26 protein-coding genes and 1 riboswitch are annotated in these 26,753 nt (G+C 35.1%); of the genes, 9 read left to right on the top strand and 17 right to left on the bottom strand.

Going from position 1 to position 26,753, the window contains the following annotated elements; all coding sequences use genetic code 11:
• Positions 1–73 precede the first annotated feature (73 nt).
• A complete protein-coding gene (locus MHH95_RS10010; protein ID WP_340727415.1) occupies positions 74–487 on the bottom strand; it encodes a MarR family winged helix-turn-helix transcriptional regulator in 414 nt (137 codons plus the stop codon).
• A 167-nt stretch (positions 488–654) separates the two neighbouring features.
• Here MHH95_RS10010 and MHH95_RS10005 point away from each other — a divergent pair, with 167 nt between their 5' ends.
• Positions 655–1,158, top strand: coding sequence for a CarD family transcriptional regulator (locus MHH95_RS10005; protein ID WP_340727414.1), 504 nt, complete (start codon positions 655–657; stop codon positions 1,156–1,158).
• 219 nt (positions 1,159–1,377) lie between these two features.
• Positions 1,378–1,887 (top strand): DUF3231 family protein, encoded by a 510-nt coding sequence (locus MHH95_RS10000; RefSeq protein ID WP_340727413.1) that lies wholly within the window; start codon positions 1,378–1,380, stop codon positions 1,885–1,887.
• Positions 1,888–2,011: 124 nt separating this feature from the next.
• On the opposite strand, the gene MHH95_RS09995 is transcribed toward MHH95_RS10000, so the two are convergent.
• From MHH95_RS09995 to MHH95_RS09985, 3 genes are read right to left on the bottom strand one after another with little or no spacing between them, the layout of a single operon-like run.
• Complete coding sequence (locus MHH95_RS09995) at positions 2,012–2,923, bottom strand: ABC transporter ATP-binding protein (RefSeq protein ID WP_340727412.1); 912 nt, start codon at positions 2,921–2,923, stop codon at positions 2,012–2,014.
• Between the two features lie 10 nt (positions 2,924–2,933).
• Complete coding sequence (locus tag MHH95_RS09990) at positions 2,934–4,145, bottom strand: ABC transporter permease (protein ID WP_340727411.1); 1,212 nt, start codon at positions 4,143–4,145, stop codon at positions 2,934–2,936.
• A 10-nt stretch (positions 4,146–4,155) separates the two neighbouring features.
• On the bottom strand, positions 4,156–5,271 hold the full coding sequence (locus MHH95_RS09985) for an ABC transporter (protein WP_340727410.1): 1,116 nt from the start codon (positions 5,269–5,271) through the stop codon (positions 4,156–4,158).
• Positions 5,272–5,670: 399 nt separating this feature from the next.
• Here MHH95_RS09985 and MHH95_RS09980 point away from each other — a divergent pair, with 399 nt between their 5' ends.
• Both MHH95_RS09980 and MHH95_RS09975 read left to right on the top strand, forming a co-directional pair.
• The gene (locus MHH95_RS09980; RefSeq protein ID WP_340727409.1) at positions 5,671–5,838 is read left to right on the top strand and encodes a hypothetical protein; all 168 of its coding nucleotides are present in this window, start codon (positions 5,671–5,673) and stop codon (positions 5,836–5,838) included.
• Positions 5,839–6,594: 756 nt separating this feature from the next.
• Positions 6,595–6,972: a hypothetical protein gene (locus tag MHH95_RS09975; RefSeq protein ID WP_339215699.1), complete on the top strand. Its 378-nt coding sequence runs from the start codon at positions 6,595–6,597 to the stop codon at positions 6,970–6,972.
• A 188-nt stretch (positions 6,973–7,160) separates the two neighbouring features.
• Here the strand turns inward: MHH95_RS09975 and MHH95_RS09970 are convergent, their stop codons facing one another.
• Positions 7,161–8,468 carry a sensor histidine kinase gene (locus tag MHH95_RS09970; protein ID WP_340727408.1) on the bottom strand — a complete coding sequence of 436 codons (1,308 nt, stop codon included), beginning with the start codon at positions 8,466–8,468 and terminating at the stop codon, positions 7,161–7,163.
• A 321-nt stretch (positions 8,469–8,789) separates the two neighbouring features.
• Between MHH95_RS09970 and MHH95_RS09965 the strand changes: the two genes are divergently transcribed.
• Positions 8,790–8,954, top strand: a complete 165-nt coding sequence (locus MHH95_RS09965) for an aspartyl-phosphate phosphatase Spo0E family protein (RefSeq protein ID WP_340727407.1) — start codon at positions 8,790–8,792, stop codon at positions 8,952–8,954.
• A 211-nt stretch (positions 8,955–9,165) separates the two neighbouring features.
• Here the strand turns inward: MHH95_RS09965 and MHH95_RS09960 are convergent, their stop codons facing one another.
• On the bottom strand, positions 9,166–9,714 hold the full coding sequence (locus tag MHH95_RS09960) for a GNAT family N-acetyltransferase (RefSeq protein ID WP_340727406.1): 549 nt from the start codon (positions 9,712–9,714) through the stop codon (positions 9,166–9,168).
• An 880-nt stretch (positions 9,715–10,594) separates the two neighbouring features.
• On the opposite strand from MHH95_RS09960, the gene MHH95_RS09955 reads away from it, so the two are divergent.
• Positions 10,595–11,545 (top strand): DUF6414 family protein, encoded by a 951-nt coding sequence (locus MHH95_RS09955; protein WP_340727405.1) that lies wholly within the window; start codon positions 10,595–10,597, stop codon positions 11,543–11,545.
• Here MHH95_RS09955 and MHH95_RS09950 read toward each other — a convergent pair.
• A complete protein-coding gene (locus MHH95_RS09950) occupies positions 11,523–11,720 on the bottom strand; it encodes a hypothetical protein (RefSeq protein WP_340727404.1) in 198 nt (65 codons plus the stop codon). The two genes, MHH95_RS09955 and MHH95_RS09950, sit on opposite strands and share 23 nt — an antisense overlap.
• Positions 11,721–11,909: 189 nt before the next feature.
• Here MHH95_RS09950 and MHH95_RS09945 point away from each other — a divergent pair, with 189 nt between their 5' ends.
• Positions 11,910–12,422: an ImmA/IrrE family metallo-endopeptidase gene (locus MHH95_RS09945; protein WP_340727403.1), complete on the top strand. Its 513-nt coding sequence runs from the start codon at positions 11,910–11,912 to the stop codon at positions 12,420–12,422.
• Positions 12,423–12,459: 37 nt separating this feature from the next.
• Positions 12,460–13,590 carry a tyrosine-type recombinase/integrase gene (locus tag MHH95_RS09940; RefSeq protein WP_340727402.1) on the top strand — a complete coding sequence of 377 codons (1,131 nt, stop codon included), beginning with the start codon at positions 12,460–12,462 and terminating at the stop codon, positions 13,588–13,590.
• 95 nt (positions 13,591–13,685) lie between these two features.
• On the opposite strand, the gene glnA is transcribed toward MHH95_RS09940, so the two are convergent.
• Both glnA and MHH95_RS09930 read right to left on the bottom strand, forming a co-directional pair.
• A complete protein-coding gene (glnA, locus tag MHH95_RS09935; protein WP_191698208.1) occupies positions 13,686–15,044 on the bottom strand; it encodes a type I glutamate--ammonia ligase in 1,359 nt (452 codons plus the stop codon).
• 36 nt (positions 15,045–15,080) lie between these two features.
• Positions 15,081–15,467, bottom strand: a complete 387-nt coding sequence (locus MHH95_RS09930) for a MerR family transcriptional regulator (RefSeq protein ID WP_191698209.1) — start codon at positions 15,465–15,467, stop codon at positions 15,081–15,083.
• A gap of 331 nt (positions 15,468–15,798) precedes the next feature.
• Here MHH95_RS09930 and MHH95_RS09925 point away from each other — a divergent pair, with 331 nt between their 5' ends.
• Entirely contained in the window at positions 15,799–16,662 is an 864-nt protein-coding gene (locus tag MHH95_RS09925) for a YitT family protein (protein WP_191698210.1), read from the top strand.
• 63 nt (positions 16,663–16,725) lie between these two features.
• On the opposite strand, the gene brnQ is transcribed toward MHH95_RS09925, so the two are convergent.
• From brnQ to MHH95_RS09885, 8 genes are all read right to left on the bottom strand, one after another.
• Entirely contained in the window at positions 16,726–18,084 is a 1,359-nt protein-coding gene (gene brnQ / locus MHH95_RS09920; protein WP_340727401.1) for a branched-chain amino acid transport system II carrier protein, read from the bottom strand.
• A gap of 223 nt (positions 18,085–18,307) precedes the next feature.
• Positions 18,308–18,883 (bottom strand): ECF transporter S component, encoded by a 576-nt coding sequence (locus tag MHH95_RS09915; RefSeq protein WP_225231051.1) that lies wholly within the window; start codon positions 18,881–18,883, stop codon positions 18,308–18,310.
• A gap of 243 nt (positions 18,884–19,126) precedes the next feature.
• Positions 19,127–19,300: riboswitch (FMN riboswitch) on the bottom strand.
• A gap of 108 nt (positions 19,301–19,408) precedes the next feature.
• A complete protein-coding gene (locus tag MHH95_RS09910) occupies positions 19,409–20,626 on the bottom strand; it encodes a hypothetical protein (protein WP_340727400.1) in 1,218 nt (405 codons plus the stop codon).
• Positions 20,623–21,156 carry an RNA polymerase sigma factor SigX gene (gene sigX / locus MHH95_RS09905; protein WP_340727399.1) on the bottom strand — a complete coding sequence of 178 codons (534 nt, stop codon included), beginning with the start codon at positions 21,154–21,156 and terminating at the stop codon, positions 20,623–20,625. The genes MHH95_RS09910 and sigX overlap by 4 nt, the downstream gene beginning before the upstream one ends.
• A 141-nt stretch (positions 21,157–21,297) precedes the next feature.
• On the bottom strand, positions 21,298–23,073 hold the full coding sequence (locus MHH95_RS09900; protein ID WP_340727398.1) for an ATP-binding protein: 1,776 nt from the start codon (positions 23,071–23,073) through the stop codon (positions 21,298–21,300).
• Complete coding sequence (locus MHH95_RS09895) at positions 23,066–23,782, bottom strand: response regulator transcription factor (protein WP_191698215.1); 717 nt, start codon at positions 23,780–23,782, stop codon at positions 23,066–23,068. Before MHH95_RS09895 ends, MHH95_RS09900 begins: the two co-directional genes overlap by 8 nt.
• 124 nt (positions 23,783–23,906) lie before the next feature.
• Positions 23,907–25,091 (bottom strand): c-type cytochrome biogenesis protein CcsB, encoded by a 1,185-nt coding sequence (gene ccsB, locus MHH95_RS09890; protein ID WP_340727397.1) that lies wholly within the window; start codon positions 25,089–25,091, stop codon positions 23,907–23,909.
• On the bottom strand, positions 25,088–26,746 hold the full coding sequence (locus MHH95_RS09885) for a cytochrome c biogenesis protein ResB (RefSeq protein WP_340727396.1): 1,659 nt from the start codon (positions 26,744–26,746) through the stop codon (positions 25,088–25,090). The genes ccsB and MHH95_RS09885 overlap by 4 nt, the downstream gene beginning before the upstream one ends.
• Positions 26,747–26,753: the final 7 nt, after the last annotated feature.

The raw sequence follows: 26,753 nt of genomic DNA, 5'->3' as shown, positions 1-26,753 counted from the left end.
AAAATCAAAAAAGTCGCATATCTCACCTTTTCAGGGAGGTACACAACTTCTATATTAAACGCCGTAATATATGCTAATTTTTTACGAGTGGCTTTTTAAGCATCTCCAACAGCATTTCATATTCCTTGTCCCCTATTGTTTCCCTTACCATCTTTTCAATTTCTAACTCCATCTTTTTGCTCCTATTAATAATATCTATCCCTTCTACCGTTAAATAAGAGACTTTTTGAACTTTCGATTCTTTTTTTAATTCGGTAGTAATCAATCCCTTATCTTGAAGAGAAATTATGAATTTATGAACCCCCTGTTTAGAAATTTCCAACTGTTTTACTAACTCAGGAACTGTTACATATCCTTCATTTATATTTTTAAGAACAAACCATTCCGAGCTTGTTAAACGAAGTTCATTGTTTTCATTCCACATTATTTCTGCCCGCTGGCGTAACTGTTTATGTTGTCGATATAATAATTCAATAAAATCAATCATTCAAATATCCTTCTTTCTATCTACCTATTTATTAAATACCATGAAGCATCATACTAAAGGAAAAACATTTATTCAAGTTACAACACCGAGCGCTTAAGTCAACTAAGTTGACTTAAATGCTTAATTACTTTAGAATTAAAATTATAACTATCTTTGGAGGCGTATGAATGTATAAAATTGGTGACTTAACTAATTATAAATCGCATGGTATTTGTCGGATCGACGGCATTATGGAACAAAATTTCACAGGAAAACCTATGCTTTACTATGTTATGAAATCAAAAATTAAACCAGGCGTCACTTTATATCATCCTGTCGAAAGCAATAACTCACAACTTGAGAAACTTTTAAGTCATCGAGAAGCAATGGAAATTATGAATTGTTTTTCGAATGAACCTACCGAATGGAATGACCGTAATACGAATCGTCAAAGAAATCACGCAATCATTTTAAATACAAGTAATCATCTTGAAGCTGCCCAACTAATGAACACGCTCCTACGCAAAGATATTGAATTACAAAAAAATGAAAAGAAAATAACTTCCCAAGATTCTCAAATTTTACAGCAAATTTCAATATTTATTTTGGATGTATTAGAACTTGCTTTAAAGCAGCCAAAAGATATGATCGAGAAGGAAATATACAAAAGAGTTCACGGAGTGCCAGCTTAAATAAAGTTGGTTTTTACATATTGTAAAATAAATTAGTTTAAAAATAATTATTTATGTACGCCAGCTCCCGCCTATGTGAGCTGGCTTTTTCTTTCTAATGATTTTTGATATATCTTCTTTGGCACTTCATTTCTTTAATTACATATGAATTGAATTTCTTTTATTGTCTCATACTACCGGTGTTATGAAATTCACCTAATTTTGAAAGGAAGTGTTATTGTGGGTATATTTACCGGCAATCCAAAAGATGAACCTTTACATTATGGAGAGGTTTTCAGCATTTGGACTAGTTTAGCTACAGGTTACGGAATGATTGCGGGATATCAAACTTTCTATAATCACGCAGGTGACCAAGATCTGAAAAAAATTATTGAGGATTTTATTCAATGCGCTAGAGATGAAGTGAAGCAACTGGAAAAAATCCTTAAAACAAATGGTGTTGCCCTTCCACCAGCTCCACCAGAACGTCCTGAAGCAAGAATCGAAAATATTCCACCTGGCGCAAGATTTAATGATCCGGAAATTAGTGCAGCCTTATCAATGGATGCCGCTGCCGGTTTAGTAAGCTGCAGTCAAGTAATGGGTATGGCGATGAGAGAAGATATTGGCTTACTGTTTGCTCAATTCCATACAGCTAAAGCACAACTTGGAGCTAAGCTATTACGCCTAAATAAAGAAAAAGGCTGGCTAGTCCTTCCACCATTACATTTACACCATCCCCTTCATTAATAAAATGACCAATATACTACAGAAGTATGTTCGAATTAAATAGCGGAGTATTGGATTTTCGTTATATACCTATTTTATTTCGAAAAAAAGCCTTCGTCGCATTGTAATGACGAAGGCTTTTCCTTTATACAACTTCGTGATAATAAAGTGCGTATAAATCATTTAATGTCACTTTACCAAATGCAAAGTCCATTACATTATTCTCAACTAAAAAAGCAGTTAAATCACTTAATAGTTGCTGTTCCGAACTTGGAAGATGTAGCAAAGTCATTTCCGTAACCAATGTTTGATGCTTTATCAATGGATACTTTGTTTTCAGCAGTGCTTTAACAGAATCATCCATATTTTTCACACGGATCGTTTTAATTTTTGCCTGACTAAACCCTTCAATAATTTCATTCGTATTGACGAGCTTACCTTCATTAAATAAGAAAATCCGGTCCGCATACTTTTCTAGGTTATCTAATAAATGTGAAGCAATAATAATCATTTTTCCCTCGGCTTTTTTCTTCAATAAAATCTTCGAAATAATTTCCACGTTGTTTGGATCCAGGCCGTTCATTACTTCATCCATCATCATAATGTCTGTATTCGCAACAATTTGCATAGCAAAACATAACCTCTGACGCATTCCGAGTGAGTAAGTCCCTGTTTTTTTATTCACATAATGCCCCATATTCAATGCTTCTATTGTTTGATCAATTAGATTTGGATCCGACTTCCACATCGCAGCGTACATTTTCAAATGTGTTCGTCCGCTTAAATGATTGTACAAGTCGCTTTGATCCGGCATCATGGACACAAACTGATGAATTTTTACTTCGTTTGATTTACTTGAATAAGTTAAATTACCGTTAAAGAGTACTTTTCCTTTTGTTGGCTGCAAATAGTTCATAATGACATTCATTAGCGTCGACTTCCCTGTTCCGTTTGGTGCAACAAGGCCGATCATTTCTCCTTGATTAAACTTTATCTCAATGTCATTTAACACTGTACGTGTTCCAAATTGCACCGTTATGTTTTGAATATCAATCATGTTACCCCTCCTATTTAATCAATCTAAAGCGCTTCGATAGTGAAATAAGTAATGTTAAAACAAGGATAATGGCTGCACTCGCTAACAATAATTTCAAGCCGAGCATGTCGTGTAATCCTTCACTTGTAAAATAGAAATTTTGATATTTCGATACAATATTACCTACCTGGACATACGATAATGGGAAATATTCGACATTCCAGAAATAGCCGACACCACGACTTGCGTAAAAGCGATCACCAAAAATAAGTAAACCTCCCACCAACAAATTAAACATTTCTTGGCGAAATATAATACTGCATAATAGTACTGCTGAAACTATTACTACCATCCAAGTTGCTAATAATAAGAAGCAGCGGAATAAAAATATCCCCATAGACATATGGACAAATTTACCTTGCTCATTTGCAATCAATTCAAAGCCATAAACAGGAACGGGTAAATCAAGGTTCCCAAAGCCAAATTGGAAGCCAACAATCAACAGACCAACAATAATCGGAATCCATAGAAACACACTGCCTATTAACCCAACAGATACCTTTACCAATAGCCGCTTCCAGTCTGCAATTGGAAAACCCCTTAAAATAGATGGATGACGACGATCCTTCGTTACGATATCAATTGTCAGTAATAGCGTGGCAATTAATAGGATGTATGGTAAAGGTCCCTTCAATAAGCGTTCTAATGTTTGAAGTGCAGTTCGTTGTTCAAAAATTTCAATCGTTAAATCGTACCATACACGTTTATATGTATCATAACGCTGAAATTGTTCAAAGTAGGCATAGTAAGCTTCCTCTTCAGCAAATCGTCTGTCTTCCATATAAAAGCGTGGGTTGTATGCAAGTAATTCGTTACGATAAGTATAGACATTGGTGTAATAGTACCAATCACTCGTTTCATCTGCATAATTACGTAAGTCCCCTTCATCAAGAGCTTGTAGACGTCGCTCATCATAAGGATTCAGGAAACCAAACATACTGACAGCGTATCTAACAGATTCATGATAATCATATAAACTTTTACCAAACATCGAGTCTAAAAACTCCGCACGAGTTAAATACCTCGCCTCAATTTCATCATAGTCTACCTTTTCTATCGGGTCATAAGCCGGCGCAAGTTTAAACGCATAAAAGAGAGCTGCAAATGTCAGTAAAGCGAACACCGCAATATTTTTCTTGCTCGTAAAAAATTGCTTCAATTCAAAAACAAAATATCCCCGCATATCTTCCCCCCTACGCTCGATTTATTTTTCCAGTGGAGAAGAAGCGCTGTATAATAAGCAGCATCAACACAATACAAATGACCATAAGGATAAGTCCTTGATTCATCGTAATCGTTGTTGACTTTTCTAAATCAACTGGAACACCAGCTAAAATTTCATTAAAGCTCATAAAATTGAACGGATTATATGGAAACAGACTAATCAGTGATGGGAATAAAATCGGTAAAAAGAACAAAATAAAGTGAACAAATAAAGTTAAATACATGTTTTTAAGGAGTACATTCAAAATAATCGACAGTAGCATGACAAAAATTGATATGACAATCATGTACAATACAGCTCGTCCAATATAGGAAATACTAGATACAAGAGTCGGCTCACCTAAAAACACACGAACAGGTTCCGTAATATCTCCAAAGCCATTTCTCAAACTTACCAACGAACATATAAAGATGAGTGCAATAAACGCGAGCACATACCCAAATGCAATGATACATTTCGAGAGGATGTACTGGTCAAATCGCACGGGATAACCCTTCACTAAACTTGTGTGTTCAAAATCATCCAACAAAATTGAGCTCGTGTAAAAGCTAATAAAAATATACCAACCAAAGCCTGCAATACTAAAGAAATAAAGTAGGAACGGTATGTAATATGATAAATCACTGATTGTTTGTTTCTTGGAATCTACCATCTGTTTAAAATACATATAGTTCAATGTATTCTCTAGCTTAGTAGGCAATAAATCCGCTACTTTATCATAGTCCTCTAGCTCAAATGCCTCTTTTCGAAGCTCTGCTGTAGTCATTGAAGCCTCATAATACAACGGATAATTATCCATTGTTAATGCCGCTATTTGTAAGGCAATCGACCTGTTTTGCTTCGTCAAATTTTTAAAAAGATCACTACCATCCCCATCTTCCGAAGCATCCTTTACCTGAAACTTTGACAGTGCTGCGCGACCATTATAAAAATCACTTTTCTTTTCATCTAGCTGCTGCCCAACCTCTTGTGCCTTAATGAAAAACATCATACCAAACACGACAACTACAACAGCTAATAGCGCCACCAAGTTTTTACGATTCGTACGTTCAATCAACAATCCAACTTTTAACGCTCGTAGCATGAATGCAACACCATCCTTTAACTTTCATTTTCTGGAAAATTAAGTATCTTATATTAGAATAGTCTAATTATTCAGCATTTACAACACCAAAAGTTCTAAAACTGTAGCAAAATGCCCCTTAAATGCTAGACAAAACAAACATGTAAGAGGCATTTTTTTGGCCAAATAAGCATATAAGGTATAAGGTATAAGTTACCAGTAAATCTACATTAACAAGACGGCACAAGGTATACATATTATTCATTAAGTTTGACCATGGTATGCCCTTATTTGAATTAGCACTATTTTTATGAGTTTGTGCCTATTCCCACAATTTGGTCCTTAAAATTTATAAAAATGCTTTTAAACTTTTATTTTTTTGGGAACAACAATAATAGAAACATTAAAGGAGTTTTTTAAATGAACATTTCAAAAATTTTAGGTACTAAATACGCTAATTTAGAAACAGCCAAAGTATTTGTTAAGCCTGGGCAAGTAATCGTTACATATGATGAAAAAACATTTTATATTGTAAAAAAAGACGTGTATAATCAAGTTCTCTCTCCGTTAGATTACTCTGCTGCTTAATACTTGAAGAACATTAACCAGCCCCCCTCTGACAAATATTATTGTACAGATTAAAGGGCTGGTCTAAATCCAAGCTACGGGTGCAACCGTAGCTTTTTTCTATTTCGAAATATTTTAGCTTTATCTATAATTTTTTATTAATTAAGCCAAGTGCATCAAATGTTTCTATAATAGAATCAATTAATAAATCTCTTGGAACATCTATTATCCCTTTTATAACCTTCAAGCTAACTATATGAGTTCACTTTCTTTGACTTCGCATTGTTCCCTACTCCATTAAGCGCATTGATTCCTAAACTTATGCTCGAAACTTTCATTATTTAGATTGTAATAGAGGGATGGTTCTTCGCTTTCAAAATTGATTAAACAAAGTACCTCCGACTCAACTTCCACGTTACCTCTTTCTATTCTGCCTAATTTATCAATCTCTTTTTTTGGAATATTTATCTTCTCTGGATAATTTCAGAATGCACAGAAATTTTTGTTCTTCAATAATTCAACATTTTATACATATTTAACGTTTGATATTTAGTCATTGGTTTTTCTCCTTTTAATACATCTTCAACTTAAGTTTATTTAGTCACGCTTCTAATAAAATATGTGCCTAGATTATTTCAAGTAGCTATTTAACTAGCTAATAGGCATATCTCCCTTGAATAATTCATAGTTACCTAAGATATTAGTCCACAGCCTTTTCTAACTAAAGCATAATCTAGGAACGTAAGACAAAATAAATTCGAAAGGAGATGATTATTTATGGCAATTAGTGGAAACTCAAATCAGAACACTGAAGATACTATAGAATTAAACCAATCTCAAAATCAAGGCTTATTAATTCAAAATTCTCATACTGTTGACGTAACTCAAACAGAAGTACAAGGTCTTGTGGTAGTTCAAGCTGCCCTACAAGCTGCTATCGAAGCGGCCATTGTAGTATTAGGCTCGAATGAAAATGCTGATGTAAGCAATCTTCAAAGAATAGCTCAAAATTTAGAAGTTAATCAAACCGAATCACAAAGCGTAACAATTATTGACTCTGATTCAATAACTGTAAGACAAACCGAAGTTCAAATTGACGTAGTCGTTCAGGCAGCCATCCAATTACTAGCTCAGTTAGCTTTAAGAGTCGCTTAAAAAGGAATCTACTCCCTTAATTTTCACAATACCGATTAATTAAAAGAGCTATCCTAGAAATTTTTGGGGATAGCTCTTACATATTTATTGATTGGCAACAATTCCCCTACTGAAAAAGCACAATTCTTTTTCAAGAATCGTGCCCTTTAATGGAATAACTATAACGTCATTTGAAAACCTTTTACTATTTACTTAATAGGAATTTTCACAATCGCTATTGTCTCTTTTTCGCTTATTGTATCAAGTGTAATCGTTCCATTGTATTTATTAATTGTTTCTTTAACAATAAACAAACCTTGTCCTCTAACTCTCCCTTTCTCTACTTTTTTTGTTGAATAGCCTTGTTTAAAAATTTGATTTTTATCCGGTAGCTTTCGCCCAACATTCGTAATCGAGAACGTATAATATAACTCGTCTGCTTTACAGCTAACTGTAATTTTACGTTGTTCCTCTGGCAACTCCATTGTCGCTTCAATCGCATTATCAATTATGTTCGATAATATATTGATTAAATCAATCGTTTTTATGTTATCAAAAGGATTATCATCAACGGTTATCTGTATATCAATTTGTTGATTTTGACATGTTAGTTTTTTTGTTTGCAGTAATATCGCTAAACCTGGGTGATCAAGATTCAATTTAATGGATTCAATTGTCTGTATGTCTTTAGACAAAGAATCGACATACTTTGTCGCTTGATCTACCTCACCTATATGCAGAAAGCCATGTAAAACCTGGATATGGTTAATATAATCGTGCCTTAATGATGAGACAGAAGCAATTAACGTTTTAATTTCCTTTTGATACGTATCCTCCGTAGTTCCAACTTCTTTTTGATACCACTTTTGTAAAAGTAAGAAAGAAATAATAACAATAATAACAAAAAGTCCACTGAGTACTAATAGAAAAATATTACTATTAATAACTGTTTCTTTAATCCCGTCAAGTGTCTCCGTACTAATATCAATGCCAAGGTAGCTAATGATTTCCCCATTTTCATTCATAACAGGAGTCCCAACTGTTATATAATGATGATCATATTTCGTATCTTCTAGGATCCCTGTTACAAATTGCCTTCCTTCCTCATACGCTAATTTTACTTGGGCTTCCGGTACTGTACAAGCTTCACCTATTAGAAAATCATTTGGATTATCCTTGTTTTCAGGATAACCTACAATTAATGCTTTCGATGTAGTAGGATTGTCTATTTCCATAGTATAGACGTATAATACACCTAGTTTTTCTCGAGCATCATTCAAATAATGTCGTATTGTCCAGTAATCTTCATCACGATTCCGTTCTTTTAAAAATCGCTCATACGTTTCCAGGTCAATCGCCTTTGCAATGGATTTGGCAGCTTCAAGATTTTGGTTAGCAATCGCCTCTTCCACTGTATCTTCAATCTTTATATAGGAAGTATACATACTTATTCCAATAAAGAATATGACTAATACGATAGATAACACTATTATTAGCTTTAATTTAAAACGTTTCATATTAAAACAATCTTCCTTACTATTAAATACATATTTTGTTGTAAATTAAGGAGCACAAAACAGTATAAATGTTCTAAATCCTTTTGTCCAAAAAAAACTGTATTAGATTATTACATTTACTATGTTAGATGTTAAACAACGCTCTAAAAGTTTAGACATCATATCTATTTTTAGCTAAAATAAAAAAGCCTATAACCCAAAAGTATAATAATTTATAAAATTTTACTTAATATTACTTTTATTATTGTTTTCAAATCTTCTAGGATAGAAAAGTCGTTGTTTTTGTAAAGTATTATTAAATAAAGAGAAAGGAACTTTTGCATGAGGTTTTTATCACTAAGAACAATATTGAAACTAAAAATCGAATTAAAGAGAAAAAATTTGTATAAAAAAGCTAACGATTTAGGATTCACACACCCAGAAGTAGTAAATTGTAGTCGAGAATTAGATAAATTACTTAATAAATACTCTAATATTCCTGCATAAGTAAAGGTAACTAGTTGTTAAACCTAAACTATCCCATGTAATGCATTCCTTGACTAAACTATGCAAGGTAAAAAAGCCCACACCCTTTTTACAGGTTTTGGGCTTTAATTTATACGTTTAATTTGATTCTTTTTACGTTTCTGAAATATTCAATCCAGGAGCTTATTAAGAAAAGGGACGCTTATACAACAATCGCGCCCGATTAGTGAATTTATATAAGTTTATTTAAATTGTGTTCTTCATACTCTCTTTTCAATATAGACATAATGATTTCATCTGAAAATTGCCCATTATAATATAAAGAATCTCGCAAAACCCCTTCCTTTTTAAAACCACTTTTTTCATAAGCCCTAATTCCTCTTGTGTTATGGCTAAATACTTCTAACTGAAGGCGATTTAAATTTAACTCTTCAAATACAAATTTTAATACAAGCTTAATCGCTTCTGTTCCAAATCCTTTACCTGTTAGTTTCGTACCAAACATTGAAATTCTAAACCCAGCATTAGAATTATCCGCATCAATTTCAGAAATAGATAGTTCCCCAATCAATTGATTATTACTAATTAAACATATAGCAAAATCGTATCGAGTTGCATCCTCCTCACAATTTACAATATGCTGCTGGATTTGTTCTAAAGTAAAAGAACTTTTTGTTCCAGTCATATAACGAATTTCTTCATCATTGGTATTATCTAAAAAACTTTGTGCATCTGCTTCTTGAAGTGGGCGCAAATATATTCGTTGACTCTTTAAAATCATTATAGACCTCCTAATTAAATATTTTCACCTTTTTCTATATTACAATATTTACCACTTATATAATATCTAGAACCTTATAATATTCCACAATCTGGCTCAAAAGCGCCAAAAAGAGACAATCCTTTTATTCCAGGAAAGCGCCCTATAACTGAAAAACGCGATCTTCTTATTGAAGAATCGCGCCCTTTAATTGAATAACATTTAATTACAATTAAAAACAGGATTTACTTGTAGAAAATCTCCAGAAGAACAATTCTTCAGTTTCTTTATACATTTCGGCACCGTTTTTTTCTAATACTCTATGCGATGCAATATTATCTTTTTCCTTATCAGCAATAACATAAATAACATCTGCCTGATTTAACAACCAATTCTTTGCCCATTTTCATACATTTGCCACGCACTAACACTAACGCCAATTTGTCTGGATATTTCTTCACGAGTTTCTACCCCTCGTAATTCAGTTAAGGTTTATCCAATTTTTTCTTTATTCACCCTTTTCACCTCCGAACGTTTAGTATCGATAAAACTAAATACAAGACACTTTGTAAATAATTAACAATATTTATTAATATTAAGATTCAATGTGTTAATATGAAGATAGGTGATCTAACTATGACTCAGTTATTTGGTAAAAACTAAAAGCTTTGCGAACAGCTAAGAAAGAAAGCTTTTATTAATGATCCTGAGCTGGTGTGTGGTATAAAGAGCTCCCGAAATCAGATGAAGAAGAACTTCGAAAGTTACGTACAATTTGGGAAATGATTAAAGCAGAAAAAAACAAATAGGCATACCAGTCAACTGGCTGCTTATTTTTTATAAATTAATATGTAAATTTTATACTTTTATGTATTATTTTTAATAATTGGAGGAAATTGAATTGAAAGAAATTATTTACTTAGACACAGAAATCATTAACTCTTTACTAGCTCAATTAGATGAAGGAATAGTAAGTAGTTTTATTCTCGAAAGCTCTAATCAAGAAACCCAAGGTGAAGAGTCACAAACTTCCTTTAGTAAAAACGCAGGTATGAAAGCAGGTATGAAATTATCAACAGGTATATTACCTGGTGGAAGTGTAAACTTTGGATTAAATAGTGGTGACGAAGGTATTGAGTCAGAAAAGGTTAATTCATCAATTTTAGAAGGTCAAAAAGATATTTTAAATAAGGCGTTTCATGATTATTCACTAAACCTACTAATAGAAAACCTTACATTAAACAATTTAATTAACTCTGATCAAAATTTCCTTGAAGGTAATATATATTCTATAGAATGTGATTATAAATTATATGATTTCGAACTAATTAAACGAGCTTCTGACACTAAATTATTATCTGAATTTTTTATGATTTCCAACAATAAAACTGATTTGACATTAGAGGAAGCTGAATTAATTGTTAAAAATAAAAAAGCTCCAGCAGATGAGCTAGCAAAAGCAAATCAAGTAATCGCTACTAAAAGATCGAATCGAAGTCATGTTCACAATTATAGAAAATCAGAAATTTTTGGGATTTTAGGAGATAATCTATTAGGGAATACTGTAATAATAAAAGCAAATAACATTTTAGCATTAGCCAATAAGGACTTGTTGAGGGTTTCTAGCACAAATTTAGCTTTATCAAATCCTTCAAGAAAAGCAAATATTTTATTTAGAGTTATTAGTAAAAAAGACCATTTATTCATAGAAGAAAATGTAAGATCGATTCAATCGGATCATTTCAGACTTTTACCTACTGTAATGTTAGATATAATTTTAGGCTCTTTAAATATTATTGAACAAGGCGATGTTTTAGTTACTCCAATTGCTATTTATTACGAAGAAAACTAAAATTTTTTTCGCGATGTTCCCTTTTCTTTGCAATCTCTTTAGATTTACCTTCTAAATTTGTTTTTACTTTTGATGAACGTTGAATATTTTTTTTACGAAGGTTTTCGTATGCATTTTTCAATTCTTCTTTTTCACGTTCAGCATCTTTTATTAATTTGGAAACTCTGTTGAACATTTCATTGCCTCCTTCATTAATATTTATTATAATTATCTTTTTATATATATTACTAAATTTTCATTTTGAATACTACAATTCAAGTATTTTTTCTTAATCGTCAAACAAACCCCACTACCAAATAGTGGGGTTTTATTATATACTAAAAACGAACGTTTGTTCCTATTTTGTTTTACTGGAGATGATTGGATGGCTACACAGCATTACACACACACCGAAGATTACGTCAAAAACTTCTATGAAAAAATCGGCATTACAAAGCCCCAGGAGCTAAATTTTCAAACGATTGCCGAACAACTAGGCATTTATGTGTTTTACTGGTCAGATGCTAGCCAAGCGCTTTTTACAGGCAATAAAGGATTTATATTATTAAATGAAAGCCTCACATCACAGCAACAATGGCAAGAATTTTGTCATGAACTTGCTCATGTTCTCTTCCATGCTGGCAATCAAAGTAAGATTCCTCCCAGCTTTCGGGAGTATCAAGAAGCTAAAGCAAACACTTTTATGTCTCATGCAGCTATCCCTACCTTCATGCTAGATCGATTATCAATTTATGATTTTGATTTCATGACGGTCTATGAAGTGCAAAAGCTTTTTAATGTGGAATATGAATTTGCACTGGAACGACTCCAGCATTACTTAACTCAACATAAATTGTATGCCAAATTGGAATATCCGAATCGATTCTCTAAAGAGTGAATTACATATAAGGTTAATTTGTAAAGGAGATGATTTAATGGCCTCATTTCGAAAACGTGGCAAATATTGGACCTATCGTATTCGTGTAAAAGGATTTAATGATGAATGGAAAGAGTATACCGGGGGTGGCTTTCATTCAAAACCTGAAGCTAGAAAAGCAGCTATGCAAAGAGAAGTCGAATTAAAAAACACCGAACATCATGGTGGTAGTATGCTCTTTAAAGTATTTGGAGAGATGTGGCTTGAGAACTATGTAAAAGACAAATTGAAGCCCAACACTTACAAAACATATCGTAATGCAATACGTGATCATGCTGGCCCCGCTTTTGGAGATATGCACCTACAGGAAATTCGTCCAATGGCATACCAAAAATTTATAGATAGCATCATTGAAGGTGGATTAGCACATTCTACAGCTCGTCGTGTTCATAACGCAATTTATCAATGTATGAAGCGCGCTGTGTTAAATGGATATATCACTAAAAATCCATGTGAAAATGTAGTTATAAAAAAACTGCCTGTGAAGAAACTAAAATTTATAGAACCTAGTCTCGTCCCACAAATTTTAGAATACCTTTATCGCCGTGATTATACATTAGGTTTATTTTTTGAGACACTTTTTGAAACTGGGATGCGTAAAGGTGAATGCGCTGCCCTTCGTTTAGATGATATTGATTGGCGCGATAATACTTTACGTGTAGATCAAACATTAGATTTCCAACCTGAAGAAGGTGACGATCTCCTCGGTGATCCGAAAACCTATTCCTCTACCCGCATCATCAAAATGCGTCCAAAATATATGCAAAAGCTCAAAACATATGTAAAGTATCGTACCGAACAGAAGATGCTTGTCGGTAGTCTTTATAATCATGAACTAAATCTTGTGTTTGGCCGTGATGATGGAAATCCAATTTCAAAATCAACCCTCTGGAATGCTTTTAAATCTGCCCAAGAACATTTAGAACTTGAGCCAATTCCGATTCACTCTACCCGACATACGCACGTGGCCATGCTTATTGAAGCTGGATGGGATATGAAATCTATTGCTGACAGATTAGGTCATGAATCTGCTACCACTACGATTAATACTTATGCGCATATATCGCATAAACATGCAGAAAATACCCTTCATAATTTCGATGAATACATGGAAAAATTGGGGCAATAAAAAAGTTTGTGGGCAAAATGTGGGCAATCAAAAATTAGCTTGTGGGCAACAAAAATGATAAAAGCGTTGGAGCTTAGAGCCCCAACGCTTTCCTCTTAATACATCTTCAAATATTGGTCACGTTCCCACTGATGTACAGATGTGCGGAACATATCGAACTCTACTTCCTTCGCCTCTTTGAAATTAGCGTAAATATGCTCGCCTAAAGCGTTAATAATTACTTCATCTTTAGCTAAAGTTGCTAATGCTGCATCTAAAGAACCTGGTAAGCTATCAATGCCGTTTGCTGCACGCTCCTCTGCATTCATTACATATATGTTGCGGTCTACTGGTGCTGGTGGCTCGATTTCATTTTTCACACCATCTAAACCTGCTGCTAAAATTACTGCCATTGCTAAGTATGGGTTTGCTGATGGATCTACTGAGCGTAGTTCAATACGAGTTGATAGACCACGAGATTCCGGAATACGTACTAATGGTGAACGGTTTTTCGGTGACCATGCCACATAACAAGGTGCTTCATATCCAGGAACTAAACGTTTATATGAGTTTACTGTTGGATTAGTTACTGCTGTGAAACCTTGAACATGCTTTAATACACCCGCTAAGAAATGTTTAGCTGTTTTTGATAACTGTAGGTCTGCCCCTTCATCCCAGAACGCGTTTTTGTCGCCTTGGAATAATGATAAGTTAAAGTGCATCCCTGAACCGTTCACACCAAATAACGGTTTTGGCATAAATGTTGCATGTAAACCATGTTTACGTGCAATTGTTTTTACGACTAATTTGAACGTTTGGATGTTATCACATGCTTCAATTGCATTAGCATATTTAAAGTCGATTTCGTGCTGACCAGGAGCTACCTCATGGTGAGATGCTTCTACTTCAAAGCCCATTTCTTCAAGCTCTAGCACAATATCACGGCGGCAGTTTTCACCTAAGTCAGTTGGTGCTAAGTCAAAATAACCACCGTCATCATTAAGCTCCAATGTTGGATTGCCTTTTTCATCTAATTTAAATAAGAAGAATTCTGGTTCTGGCCCTAAGTTAAAGCCTGTGAAACCAAGCTCTTCCATTTCTTTTAACATACGTTTTAAGTTTGAACGGGGATCTCCTTCAAAAGGTGAGCCATCTGGTCGTGCGATATCACAAATTAAACGGGCTACTTTACCTTTTTCAGCCGTCCAAGGGAAAATCATGAATGTATCTAAATCAGGACGTAAATACATGTCAGATTCTTCTATGCGAACGAATCCTTCAATTGAAGATCCATCAAACATCATTTTATTATCTAAAGCTTTATCTAATTGACTTACTGGAATTTCAACATTTTTAATTGTACCTAAAATATCCGTAAATTGTAGACGGATGAATTTCACATTTTTGTCAGCCACAATTTTTTTGATACTCTCTTTAGTTGCTTTGCCCGCTTTATTAATAACTGTATTTGTCATCATTCAACACTCCCCAAATTATGTTTTTATCTTTTTTCAGAATTGAAAGAAACGCGATAAGTCACCTTGTCGTAGCGAAGTTTTTTGCATACGCTGAGCTTGTTGCATTTCTTCACGAAGTATTGCCCTAAGTTCTGTATCGGACATTCGTACAATGTCAGTATTCGTAACATAGTCCTTCGTCCGCATGGCAAATACCTTTTTTATACCTGCCATATTAATACCCTGGTCAAGTAACTCTCTTATCTCTAATAGGGCATCAATATCATCTAAAGAAAACATTCTCCTATTTCCTTCTGATCTGGCAGGGACGATTAGTTCATGTTCTTCATAGTAACGGATTTGTCTTGCCGTTAAGTCGGTTAGTTGCATAACCATGCTAATCGGCAATAACGGCATCGCTCTTCGAAATTCTCGACTCATCCTATCGCCTCCCTTTCTTGATTTAACTTTAAATCAATGTAAGGTACTTTGTCAATTCAATGTTATAAAAACTAACATACAAATATTAGAACGTTTTAATCGCATAATTCGAACGATTTTAACGTCTTTATATACATGGCATGTTAGATTTATAAACAAATAAGGAATTCTGGTACAGAAAGTTCGCTACAGGATACTTTTCAAATTAATTACGCCACTATTTACATAATTTACTCTTTTTTTAATTAAACTTATTGTTATTGTTAACTTCAAACGTCATGTTGGTTACATTCATGTATAATACTAAGCATGAGGATCGAGGAGGAAGTTTATGTCAAAGTCTAAACCAAATATTGCAAAGTCCATCGGGCAAAAAATTATAGTTATTTTAGGTGGTTTTATCGCCGCTTACGGATTGGAAGCCGTTTTAATTCCAAATAATGTATCGGATGGCGGGATTACCGGAATTAGTATCGTCATCTCACAAACAACCCCATTAACATTGGGGATGCTAATTGCATTACTCAATATCCCTTTTATTTATCTTGGGTATAAACAAATTGGAAAAAGTTTTGCGATCAATTCAGTTATCGGTATCGCCTCTTTGGCAATCGGGACTTCACTTATGCATCATGTTCCAACAATAATAGAAGGTGATGCACTGTTAATTACCGTTGTCGGTGGTATTATTTTAGGTATTGGTATGGGTCTAGCACTTCGTAATGGTGGTGCATTGGATGGAATTGATATGCTAGCTGTACTGCTATCAAGAAAGCTGCCATTCGGAACAAGCGATTTAATTTTATTTTTGAACTTCTTCGTATTTATCATCGTTTCATTTGTATTCGGTTTTAAAGGAGCATTATTATCTGCAATCGCATACTACATTGCATCAAAAGTAATTATTATCGTTGAAGAAGGATTAAGCGGTTCGAAAACTTATAAAATTATTACAAGCGAGCCAAACGAAATGGTCGAAACAATTCGCGATCGTTTAGGCCGAAGCGCTACTTTCAATACAGTGTATGGCGCATACTCAAACCAGGAGTTTAGAGAAATCACTTGTGTCATTAACCGTATGGAAGAAAGTAAAATAAAGGCCATCATTCGTGAGGTCGATCCTAAAGCTTTCGTTACTGTTTATGAAGTAGTCGAAGTAAGTGGCGGGACATTCCAAAAGCGAAACATCCATTAATAAAAATAAGTAAAAGGATGAATTAAAAGCATATGCTTTCAATTCATCCTTTTTTGATTCATGTTATTGATTACCTACAGCATTACTTTTGTCGTTAACCGGAATGCATAATCCAATCACTACCCCAATTACTGCAGGTACGATCCACCCCAAGCCTATCGAATAGAGCGGCAAATACTGTGCATAAATTTCAGAAACTGTTGTAAAAGCACTCATTTCAAATGCCGGGACATTATTGATCAATGCATTATAGCCATCGATAACACTAATAAAGAATGTAAATAAAATAGCTGTCGCAAAAACTGATTGTTTATAACCAAACAACGGTCCGAAAAGCGCTAAAATAATTAAGACAATTGCCAAAGGATATAAGAACATTAACACTGGTACTGCATATGTAATAATATTCGTTAATCCGACATTTGCAATCACAAACGATACAATACATAGCAATACAACAAATGCTTTATAGCTCACTTTTGGAAATACTTCATGGAAAAATTCGCTACATGACGTAATCAGCCCAATACTTGTTTTGAGGCAGGCAAGTACAATAATAATAGCCAATAAAATCGCACCGTACGAGCCAAAGTAATAATCTGCTACAGCTGCAAAAATTTGACCGCCATTCTCATAAGTCCCTATCGCCGTTACACTCGATGAACCCATATAAGTAATGAGACCGTAAATTAGCATCATAAGAGCCATCGCAAAGATACCTGATTTCCAAGTCGCTTTTGCAATTTCCTTTTTATCGGTAATACCCGTTCGCTTAATGGCATGTATCACAACAATACCGAATGCTAGTGAAGCAAGTGCATCCATCGTATTGTAACCTTCTTTAAACCCTGTCATAAACGCTTCATTTATATATGCCCCAGCAGGCTCGACAAAATTACCCATAGGCGAAAATAAACTAATTCCGATTAATACAAACAGAAAAACTAAAAATGCCGGCGTTAAATATTTGCCGATAATATCCATAATTTTCGCTGGATTTAATGAAAAGTAAAATACGATAGCAAAAAATACAAAACTAAACACTGCAAGCCATAATGTGATTTGTGATGGATCGATGAAAGGTTCGAAACCAACTACAAAAGGTACCGTAGCAGTACGAGGAATGGCAAAAAACGGTCCAATCGTTAAATACAATGCCAATGCAAATAGCAAACCAAATACCGGGTGTACTTTACTTGCTAAATCACGCAATCCATTACTTCCAGATAAACCAATTGCAAGAATACCTAAAAACGGCAGTCCTATTGCCGTTACTAAAAAGCCAATTAATGCAAGCCAATAATTCGTACCTGCTAATTGTCCCATTTGAATCGGGAAGATTAAATTTCCCGCACCAAAAAACATACCGAACAGCATTGTGCCAATAACTGCGTATGTTGAAAATGGTATTTTTTTCTCCATCGTCATCTCTCCTAAAGAAGTCATATCATGTTGGTCTTTTGACGAAATAGCCCGATTTTTCACAACAATGTACATTATGATAACAGTGAATTACTTTGAATTCAATAGCAATAATTATTCCCATATAACTTTAGACACATAGCCTAACAATCTATCAACAAATAAAAAGGAGTTATGTCATAAAATTAATTGTACATGACATAACTCCTCACTGTTTATTAAGTTAAGCTAAATATTGTCTGCGCTGTTGTTCAATCCATACACGCATTGAACGATAAATCATTGTCACGACAACTAGCATCATAATTCCTTTAACAATATTAAATGGTAAAATACCCAATACTATTGTTTCATACATATCATATTCAAAGCCTAGTAGATACGTATACATCGGCAGGAACGCTACGTAGTTTAATATAGCCATTCCCAACGACATTACTACTGTTGAAACGACTAAGCCTGAAATCAACCCTTTTGCGGAAGGGAATTTTTTATAAATATAGTAAGCTGGTAAAATGAATAATACGCCTGTTGCAAAGTTTGCCATGTGACCAACCGGAATTCCTTCTGGCGCCCCTGTATAAATCCAATCAAGTACATTCTTTACCAATTCAACAAGAATGCCCGCGACAGGTCCCATTGTAATCGCCGCTATTAATGCAGGTACATCACTAAAATCAATCTGCAAAAATACAGGAAACCAAGGTAATGGGAAGTTCAGTAACATTAAAATGAACGAAATCCCACTTAACATTGCGATTGTTACAAATGACCGTAACTTCAAAGTTCTCTTTTGCATAGAAATCTCTCCTCTTTGCTGATTCCATCTCGCAAGAAGAAAGGACGTATCAAATCATTCATGAAAAAACCCTTATGCAAAAAAGAGCATAAGGGAGAAATAGGCACACTTAAATAAAAGTCTACTCATACATTTGTAGTAACTTTCCTTAAATTTATGTATACGAAAGATATTTCGCTCATAATTAAGGAAATTATTAATGGTACTACAAAGCACGACATTTTCATAAAATGACGACCGTACCTTCACCTTCTCCCATCCAGACTATACTGTCGGCTTTGGAATCACACCAAATCCTGCACACAAAAGTGGCTCGCGGGCTCGAAAAGTTTTCTGTAACGTCCTCCAAGTTAATGGTCAGAGGTTACAACTTTAATTACCGCCGGTCGGGAATTACACCCTGCCCCGAAGATGAATCAATATGAAATTATGCAACAAAATACTTGTTACAATTTCTATTATATATATAAAAACGGAATTGTAAAGACCATTGCTTACAATTCCGAGTAAATTTATTTGAATTGTTTAAAAATTATAGAATAGGATATTTCCCGCAACTGGCTTCTCCAAAGGCTTCGTAAAGTCAAAACCACTCCAATTTTCTTGCACAATTTGTTCAAATTTAATTTGTTTATCGAAACTAGCAGCTGTTAATAATAACCCTTCGATCATACGCATCACTTGAGCGGGATCATATTGTTCCAAATCAAGCGCTTGGTCGAATGTTACTGTTACAATTTCCCCTTCATCTTCTACTGTTAACGAAACTCCAGGTAAAATGACTGTTCGATATATATCATTGGCTTCAGTTGTCATATTATTTATCGCATCCGTTACGTTTGGAAAGGTCATTCGGAAGTTAGGACTTAAATAAACTGCCCCATCCCTCATTTGATACATAAAATAATTATATTGTGTTTGTTCACTTTTCAATGGTATTGACTGCCCCATTTCGCCAACATGATCAAAATAAGCGATTTTTCCATTAGTATCTTCAATTTGTACTTCTTCATACGAATTGCCAAATGTATCTACAAGTGAACCGAAATAATTGGATAATGTAGCCGAACTTGTGTCATATCCGTGGTCCTCAGGTAATGTGTGAATAAGTTTATTTCCTTCTTCACGCAATTCGCCTTTTAACGGATGATACTCATTAAATCCAAGCATTTGCTCATCCAGCAATGGACTAAACGTTTTATAAAGCTCCAATGCTGTCGGTTTATCCGTGCCAAGCTTATCAACAACAACTTCATTAGGAATTAAAATACTCACAGGAACACTTTCTGCATCGTCCCCAGCAAGACCAATTTTGAATAATGTCACTCCTTCAAGCTGGCTTTCATAAATTAAAGTTTGTTGTCCTTGTGTATCCATTGAAAAGTTGGAAATTGTCGCGGATTCACTTTTTGAAGTTGCATCTCCAGCCCTACTCATTTTGGCACTTTCTTCCGATTCTGTAGTCGCCATATCAAATGTATTTTCCATAGAGATAGACTGATCATTTCCTAAAAACTGTGCACCAATCAAAACTATAATAAATAAGGAAGCGATAGATACTAGAAGCGGCGCCCAGCGAATCCCTTTTTGAGTAGGCTGTTGTATTTGAGGCGGCTCTTCACTAAATGCTCCTTCATCCTTTAAACGATTAAATATTTCATCCTTTGTCCGATGATCGGTTACTTTTGGGGCCTGTTTTAGAAGTTGCTCCAGGTTCTCCTCATCCCAACGCTCCTTTTTCATAATGAATTCGCCTCCTTTCCATCTTGAGCTTCCAATAACTGTCTTAAATTTTTTAATGCCCGGTGCTGCGTCGTTTTTACCTTACCTGGGGTCCATCCTAATATATCAGCCGTTTCCTGTATTGAAAGTTCCTGAAGATAGCGCATAATAATCACCATCTTCTGATCTCCCGAGCATCGTTCCAATGCTAGCAGTAATCGGCTTAGTTCATCGTTTAGTTCCATTGACTGTTCTGGTGAAGGGACAGAGCTTACAAGCTGCTCTGTTTCCCAATCAAATGCGGTAAATGCATGCTTATCCCGAACCTGTTTCTTTCTGAAATAGTCAATTGCCACATTTTTTGCAATTGAGAAAAGCCACGTTTTTTCAGAGCTTTTTCCTTCAAAGCGTTCATACGATTTCAGTACACGTACATACACTTCATGGGAAAGATCCTCCGCCGCTGTACGATTTTTTACTAAATAAAACAGAAAATTAAAAACATCCTGATGATACATATCGTATAATCGATGGAATATGGACTGTTGCACCCATCCCACCTCCGTTCTAATAATTTGTCGTTTTCAAACAGTAAAAGTTACAATACCCTGTAATATTATATGAATAGCTTGTTAAAAATAAAAGTTTATCACTTTGAGAACAAAATGATAAACTTTTCCTACTACAATTTCTTAAGTTAGTGGTAAATAAAATGTAAAGATTGTTCCTTGCTGTTCCACACTATCTACAGAAATCGTACCGTTATGTGCTTCTACTATATTTTTTGTTATTGCTAACCCTAAGCCTGTTCCACCTTTTGAACGCGTCCGTGCTTTATCCGCTTTATAAAAACGTTCAAATACGTATGGTAAGTCATCTTGTGGTATACCTTGGCCAGTGTCGCTCACTTGAACCTTAGCAAATTTCTGTTCATTTGTTATCGATACTGTAACTGAGCCTTCAGCCGGTGTATGACGGATTGCATTATCGATTAAATTCGTTAACACTTGCTCAATTCGGTCTTCATCAATCGGGATAAGCGCATCCTCCGAAAAGTCAGTTTCAAAAAGAAGATGTACATGATTTTCTTTAGCTGTCTGATCAAACTTATGCGTCATACGTTCGATTACCGACACTAATGGGACGTTATCTTTATAAAGACTCATATGACCTGACTCCATTCGTGCCAAATCCAATAAATCCGTAACGAGTCGGCTCATCCGTTGGGACTCATCATAAATAATGCGAATCATATCAGTGCGTTCCTCTTCTGTTGTGACAACACCATCTATAATAGCTTCAGAATAGCCTTGCAGCATCGCTATCGGTGTTCGCAACTCATGTGAAACATTGGCAATGAAATCCGATTTCAGCTTTTCTAGCTTTGTTTCCTCTGTTTTATCTCGTATAACAGCGACTGCACCACGAATTGAATCTCCGCTATAGAGCGGGCTGATTGTAATACTATAATAAGATTTCCCCATCTGTAGCTCTTCGTCAAGCTGATCTTCAAAACTCAGGACATGGTCAAGCATTTGATAGAGCTCTTCCGGAATCGGCCTCGAACTGTTTAAACCTTTTTCAACAAACCATTTTTGAAGCAAACGCTCCGCCGGGGGATTACTAACTAAAATTGTCTTATCACGATTAAAAGTAATTACGGAATCTGTCATCGATGTTAAAATACTGGATAATTGCTCTTTTTCCTGATTAATCACTTCCAAATGATGCTTTAATTGACGGCCCATTTGATTAAAGGCTACAGCCAGCTGACCAATTTCGTCATTCTGCTTTATTTCAATTTTAGAATCGAATCGACCCTTTGCCAATTCAAAAGCGTGTTCACGCATGTTACGTAATGGCAACGTTATTTTGGAAGAAAGGAAAAACGCAAAAATTGTCGTCAATATGAATGCAATGGCCGCTGCCAAAAAGACAATTTTCGTTGTTTCATTACTTGTCTGATTTAATGCGTCCGGGTTTTTGTAAATAAATACTGCCCCGTGTAACTCTTCGTCACTTTTTAACGGGAAGCCAAGAACGATATATTTCAAATTTTTATTTTCTTCAATGTTCGAAGGCAGGAGAAGCTCTTTAACAATCGGCTCATTTGATTCATAAACTTCCCCTAAATCCTCGTTTGAAATAATATTTTTCTGTATTTCCTCTTTATTCAATCCCTCTTGCATTGAATACAGTACTTCATTTGGATTTTTTGCAATGAGGACATTTGTCGTTTCCGTTAATAACTCGGAAATAATTGCGAATTGTTTATCATCCAATTCATCCTCATCAACAATACTGGCGATGGCTGCAGCAGTTTGTCTCAAGGAAATTTCAGACTGTTCATTATGATAGCTTTCAAGAAACTCCAGCATAAATACCGTGAAAATAAACAGGACAAATGAAACGAGAAGCAAAATGGTTACCCATAGCTTCCCGACAATACTTGTTGCTATTCTAATCATTTACGACCTCAAATTTATAGCCGACACCCCACACAGTTACAATCATTTTCGCCGCATTTTCAGAGACGCGGTTTAACTTTTCACGTAAACGTTTAACATGGGTATCCACCGTACGAAGGTCGCCAAAGAAATCGTAATGCCATACTTCTTTTAGCAGTTGTTCACGGTCAAATACTTTATCTGGTGCTTTCGCTAAAAAGTATAATAATTCATATTCTTTTGGTGTTAAATTCACTTCTGTACCATCCGCTGTTACACGGTGCGCATCGTGATCAATAGTTAAGTGTGGGAATACAACTAAATCCTTAGATGAAGAAGCATTCGCTACCGGTGAAAATACCGCTGATCGACGTAAAATAGCTTTTACACGCAGCACAACTTCGCGCGGACTGAATGGCTTAACAATATAGTCATCCGCTCCCAGTTCAAAACCTTGAACACGGTTTGCTTCTTCTCCTTTTGCTGTTAACAAAATAATCGGTGTTGTTTTCTTTTCACGCAGCTCAGCGCAAACTTCTAAACCGTCTTTTTCAGGCATCATAATATCCAGTAAAATACAATGATAATCTTTTTCTAGCGCCATTGAAAGTGCTTGTTCTCCGTTTTCTGCTTCTTCTACTGCGTAGCCTTCGCGTTCTAAATACATCTTTAATAAACGTCGAATGCGGTCTTCATCATCTACAATTAATACAGAAATATTTTCAGACACTGATGTTGCCCCTTTCAAAACTCTTCTCTTTCTCTACTCCATTGTACCTTTTATAAGTACAATTGAAAAGAAAAGCTCAATCAAAATGATTGAACTTTTATAACTTTATGATATTTTAATAAACTTATGCGTAAGAGTGTAAACCAGCAATTACTAAGTTCACGACAACTAAATTAAATAGAATGATTAGGAATCCTATTACAGTTAACCAGGCAGTTTTTTTACCTTCCCAACCTTTTGATAGGCGTAAATGTAAAAATGCTGCATAGAACAACCATGTAACAAGTGCCCAAACTTCTTTTGGATCCCAGCCCCAGAAACGTCCCCATGCTTTTTGCGCCCAAATCATTGCAAAAATCAGTGCTCCAAGCGTAAATATTGGGAATGCAATTAAAACTGTACGATATGCGATTTCATCCATCAATGTAGAGTTTACTCGCTTTACCAACGGCTGGAACATAGTTGCTACCTTTCTTCTAAAGATGAGACGGATCAAAATATAAATCACCGTACCAAATAGAATAGACCATACTACTGTTGTTAATTTTCGTGCATCAATTAGTGCAGGCAATTCTACTAATGGTGTCATGCGATCTTCTGTTAACTCTACATACTCATTCATACCAAAAATCGCCGGCATCATATATGTTGAAGTACTTACTTCATCCAAAGTATCGACATATTCATATTTCGCTTCATAATCCATGACATTGAATGTTACCGTTGCTGCCACGAAACCGACAATCAATACACAGCAGAACATAACAGTTTCAAGCCAAAAGCTCTCTTTTGAGCGTTCATTCATATTTACATTTTTCAGTAAATAAATCAAACCCGCTACCGCACTGATACCAAAAATAGACTGACCTATTGCTGCCGTAATTACATGAATTGTTAACCAATGACTTTGTAATGACGGTACTAACGGACTTACCTCAGTCGGGAACATTGAAGCATAGGCAATGATTAGGAGTGCGATTGGTAAAGCTACTACACCTAATGCCGACACTTTATACATAAAGAAAATGACAATGAACGATAAGATGATGAACATACCGAATGCTGTCGTAAATTCAAACATATTACTAACCGGTGCATGTCCTGTATAAATCCAACGTGTTATGAAATAACCTAATTGTGCAACAAAACCGATAATTGTAACGGTGATTGCTAATTTACCGTATTTGTCTGCTCGACTCGCTGCTGTATCATTTTTTTCTTTAATTGCCCCTCCAAATAGGAATGTGCCAAATAAATAACAAAAAAACGCAACATACAGTAAATAACCACTTAAATCTATTAAACTCATAAGGTTTTACCATCCTTTTCTGTTTCAACATGTTCACTATTTTCCGATTCCAGCTGATCTTCGTATTGTGGTAAATGGGCATGTTTCTTTAAGGCATCTAAATCCTTCTTCATACCAAACCAGTTTTTGTTTGTATGGGCTGCTAAACGAACTGTACCGTCTTCCAACTGTTCAATCCAAATACGACGGTGATTCCAATACGATCCGATTACTACACCGATCATAAAGATAATCGCTCCAACTATAAGTAGAGGAATTGTGCGGTCGTATCGGACCATTAAGCCCGACATGTGACGTGTTTCTACATTGGAAAACTTCATTTTATACATGTTGTTACCTTCAGGCTCTAATGTTTGCTGAATAGCTACAAAACTCGTTTCTCCTTCTGGTTTCTCAGGAGTACTCATTTTAAATATAAATGCCGGATTATTCGGTGTTTGTGTTGCAGTTTGCGGCACACCTTCCTTAAATCCAGAAAAATCAGGGTAGAAGCCCATTAATTCTACTTTAGCTCCGTTATCCAATAGGTATTCGTCTTGAGGGTTTGTTAAATCTATACTAACTTTCCCAAGTGATTCTTCAGTTTCTTTAAGTGTTAAATCAAATACCATTGTTTTAATTTCATTCAGCCTGAAGTCCATTTGATAAACTGCATAACCCTCATGCTTTAATGGATGATTCACTCGAATATTATATTGCTTTACTTCTTCTAAATCTTCAGCTTGTCCAGGAACAGCATTTTCCTTTTGTTTATATAATGTAACATCCGTTTGGTAATTTTTCGCGACAACGTTAATCCCTTGTTTAATCTGCTCACCTTGCGGATCATTATCGTATGTTTCTAATATAAATTGGTCATTTTTCAAAAAATAACCATCCATACCCGGAATTGCCCGTGTTTCTCCTTCACGTAACCAGATAGACTCATCTACGTAGAAGCCAGGAACTAAATGAAGCATAACTGCTATTATAAATATGATAAGTCCAACATGATTTATATAAGCGCCGTAGCGAGAAAAACGCCCACGCTCTGCCAATATCGCGTCATCTTCACGGCGGACATTATATTTTAGATTTTTTAAAGTTTGTTCTACAAGCTGTAATGTTTGGCCAGTATCCTCACCTGGTTTGCCTTCACTGTAGATGCGCTGACGCTTCATAAAGCTCGTATGTCTTTTCACTCGTTGATTCTTTAAAGACTTATGTAATGGAATACCACGGTCAATACTCGCTATAATAATGGAGACACCCAGCATTAATACTAGTATTTGGAACCAAAGGGAAGAATAGAGATCCGATAAACCTAACGCATAATATATTTCCCCAAACCAGCCATATACATCTGAATAGTATTTTTCCTTCTCTGCATCAGTCGCTACACTAACGTAAAACTCCTGCGGTAAAATCGTCCCGATAGAAGCTGCCACTAAATTTATTATGATAAGCGAAATACCGACCTTTACACTCGAGAAAAAATTCCAAATTTTATCAATAATCGATTTGTTGTAAGTTTTTGAACGAATGGCTGTCCCTTCGTACCGCATGTCTGCAATTTTTTTGCTTTTTTCCTCTATTGTTAAAGGAGATCCACATTTTTGACAGAGATTAGTACCTTCAGGATTTTCATGCCCGCATTCACAAAGTATTATATTCATTGCGTTA

The organism is Solibacillus sp. FSL K6-4121, assembly GCF_038002585.1.
GTDB lineage: Bacteria > Bacillota > Bacilli > Bacillales_A > Planococcaceae > Solibacillus > Solibacillus faecavium.
Note: the sequence above shows the minus strand (reverse complement) of the source record. Positions and strands in the feature narration are given on the sequence as shown.

Excerpts from the sequence above, each read along its gene's own strand:
- MHH95_RS09980 (WP_340727409.1), top strand. The coding sequence starts at position 5,671 with ATGAACATTTCAAAAATTTTAGGTACTAAATACGCTAATTTAGAAACA.
- MHH95_RS10010 (WP_340727415.1), bottom strand. The coding sequence starts at position 487 with ATGATTGATTTTATTGAATTATTATATCGACAACATAAACAGTTACGC.
- MHH95_RS09910 (WP_340727400.1), bottom strand. The coding sequence starts at position 20,626 with ATGAAAAAGGAGCGTTGGGATGAGGAGAACCTGGAGCAACTTCTAAAA.
- MHH95_RS09925 (WP_191698210.1), top strand. The coding sequence starts at position 15,799 with ATGTCAAAGTCTAAACCAAATATTGCAAAGTCCATCGGGCAAAAAATT.
- MHH95_RS09995 (WP_340727412.1), bottom strand. The coding sequence starts at position 2,923 with ATGATTGATATTCAAAACATAACGGTGCAATTTGGAACACGTACAGTG.
- MHH95_RS09985 (WP_340727410.1), bottom strand. The coding sequence starts at position 5,271 with ATGCTACGAGCGTTAAAAGTTGGATTGTTGATTGAACGTACGAATCGT.
- glnA (WP_191698208.1), bottom strand. The coding sequence starts at position 15,044 with ATGACAAATACAGTTATTAATAAAGCGGGCAAAGCAACTAAAGAGAGT.
- MHH95_RS09930 (WP_191698209.1), bottom strand. The coding sequence starts at position 15,467 with ATGAGTCGAGAATTTCGAAGAGCGATGCCGTTATTGCCGATTAGCATG.
- ccsB (WP_340727397.1), bottom strand. The coding sequence starts at position 25,091 with ATGAGTTTAATAGATTTAAGTGGTTATTTACTGTATGTTGCGTTTTTT.
- MHH95_RS09975 (WP_339215699.1), top strand. The coding sequence starts at position 6,595 with ATGGCAATTAGTGGAAACTCAAATCAGAACACTGAAGATACTATAGAA.
- MHH95_RS09990 (WP_340727411.1), bottom strand. The coding sequence starts at position 4,145 with ATGCGGGGATATTTTGTTTTTGAATTGAAGCAATTTTTTACGAGCAAG.
- MHH95_RS09885 (WP_340727396.1), bottom strand. The coding sequence starts at position 26,746 with ATGAATATAATACTTTGTGAATGCGGGCATGAAAATCCTGAAGGTACT.
- brnQ (WP_340727401.1), bottom strand. The coding sequence starts at position 18,084 with ATGGAGAAAAAAATACCATTTTCAACATACGCAGTTATTGGCACAATG.
- MHH95_RS09970 (WP_340727408.1), bottom strand. The coding sequence starts at position 8,468 with ATGAAACGTTTTAAATTAAAGCTAATAATAGTGTTATCTATCGTATTA.
- MHH95_RS09940 (WP_340727402.1), top strand. The coding sequence starts at position 12,460 with ATGGCCTCATTTCGAAAACGTGGCAAATATTGGACCTATCGTATTCGT.
- MHH95_RS09965 (WP_340727407.1), top strand. The coding sequence starts at position 8,790 with ATGAGGTTTTTATCACTAAGAACAATATTGAAACTAAAAATCGAATTA.
- MHH95_RS10005 (WP_340727414.1), top strand. The coding sequence starts at position 655 with ATGTATAAAATTGGTGACTTAACTAATTATAAATCGCATGGTATTTGT.
- MHH95_RS09915 (WP_225231051.1), bottom strand. The coding sequence starts at position 18,883 with ATGCAAAAGAGAACTTTGAAGTTACGGTCATTTGTAACAATCGCAATG.
- MHH95_RS09945 (WP_340727403.1), top strand. The coding sequence starts at position 11,910 with ATGGCTACACAGCATTACACACACACCGAAGATTACGTCAAAAACTTC.
- MHH95_RS09960 (WP_340727406.1), bottom strand. The coding sequence starts at position 9,714 with ATGATTTTAAAGAGTCAACGAATATATTTGCGCCCACTTCAAGAAGCA.
- MHH95_RS09900 (WP_340727398.1), bottom strand. The coding sequence starts at position 23,073 with ATGATTAGAATAGCAACAAGTATTGTCGGGAAGCTATGGGTAACCATT.
- MHH95_RS09950 (WP_340727404.1), bottom strand. The coding sequence starts at position 11,720 with ATGTTCAACAGAGTTTCCAAATTAATAAAAGATGCTGAACGTGAAAAA.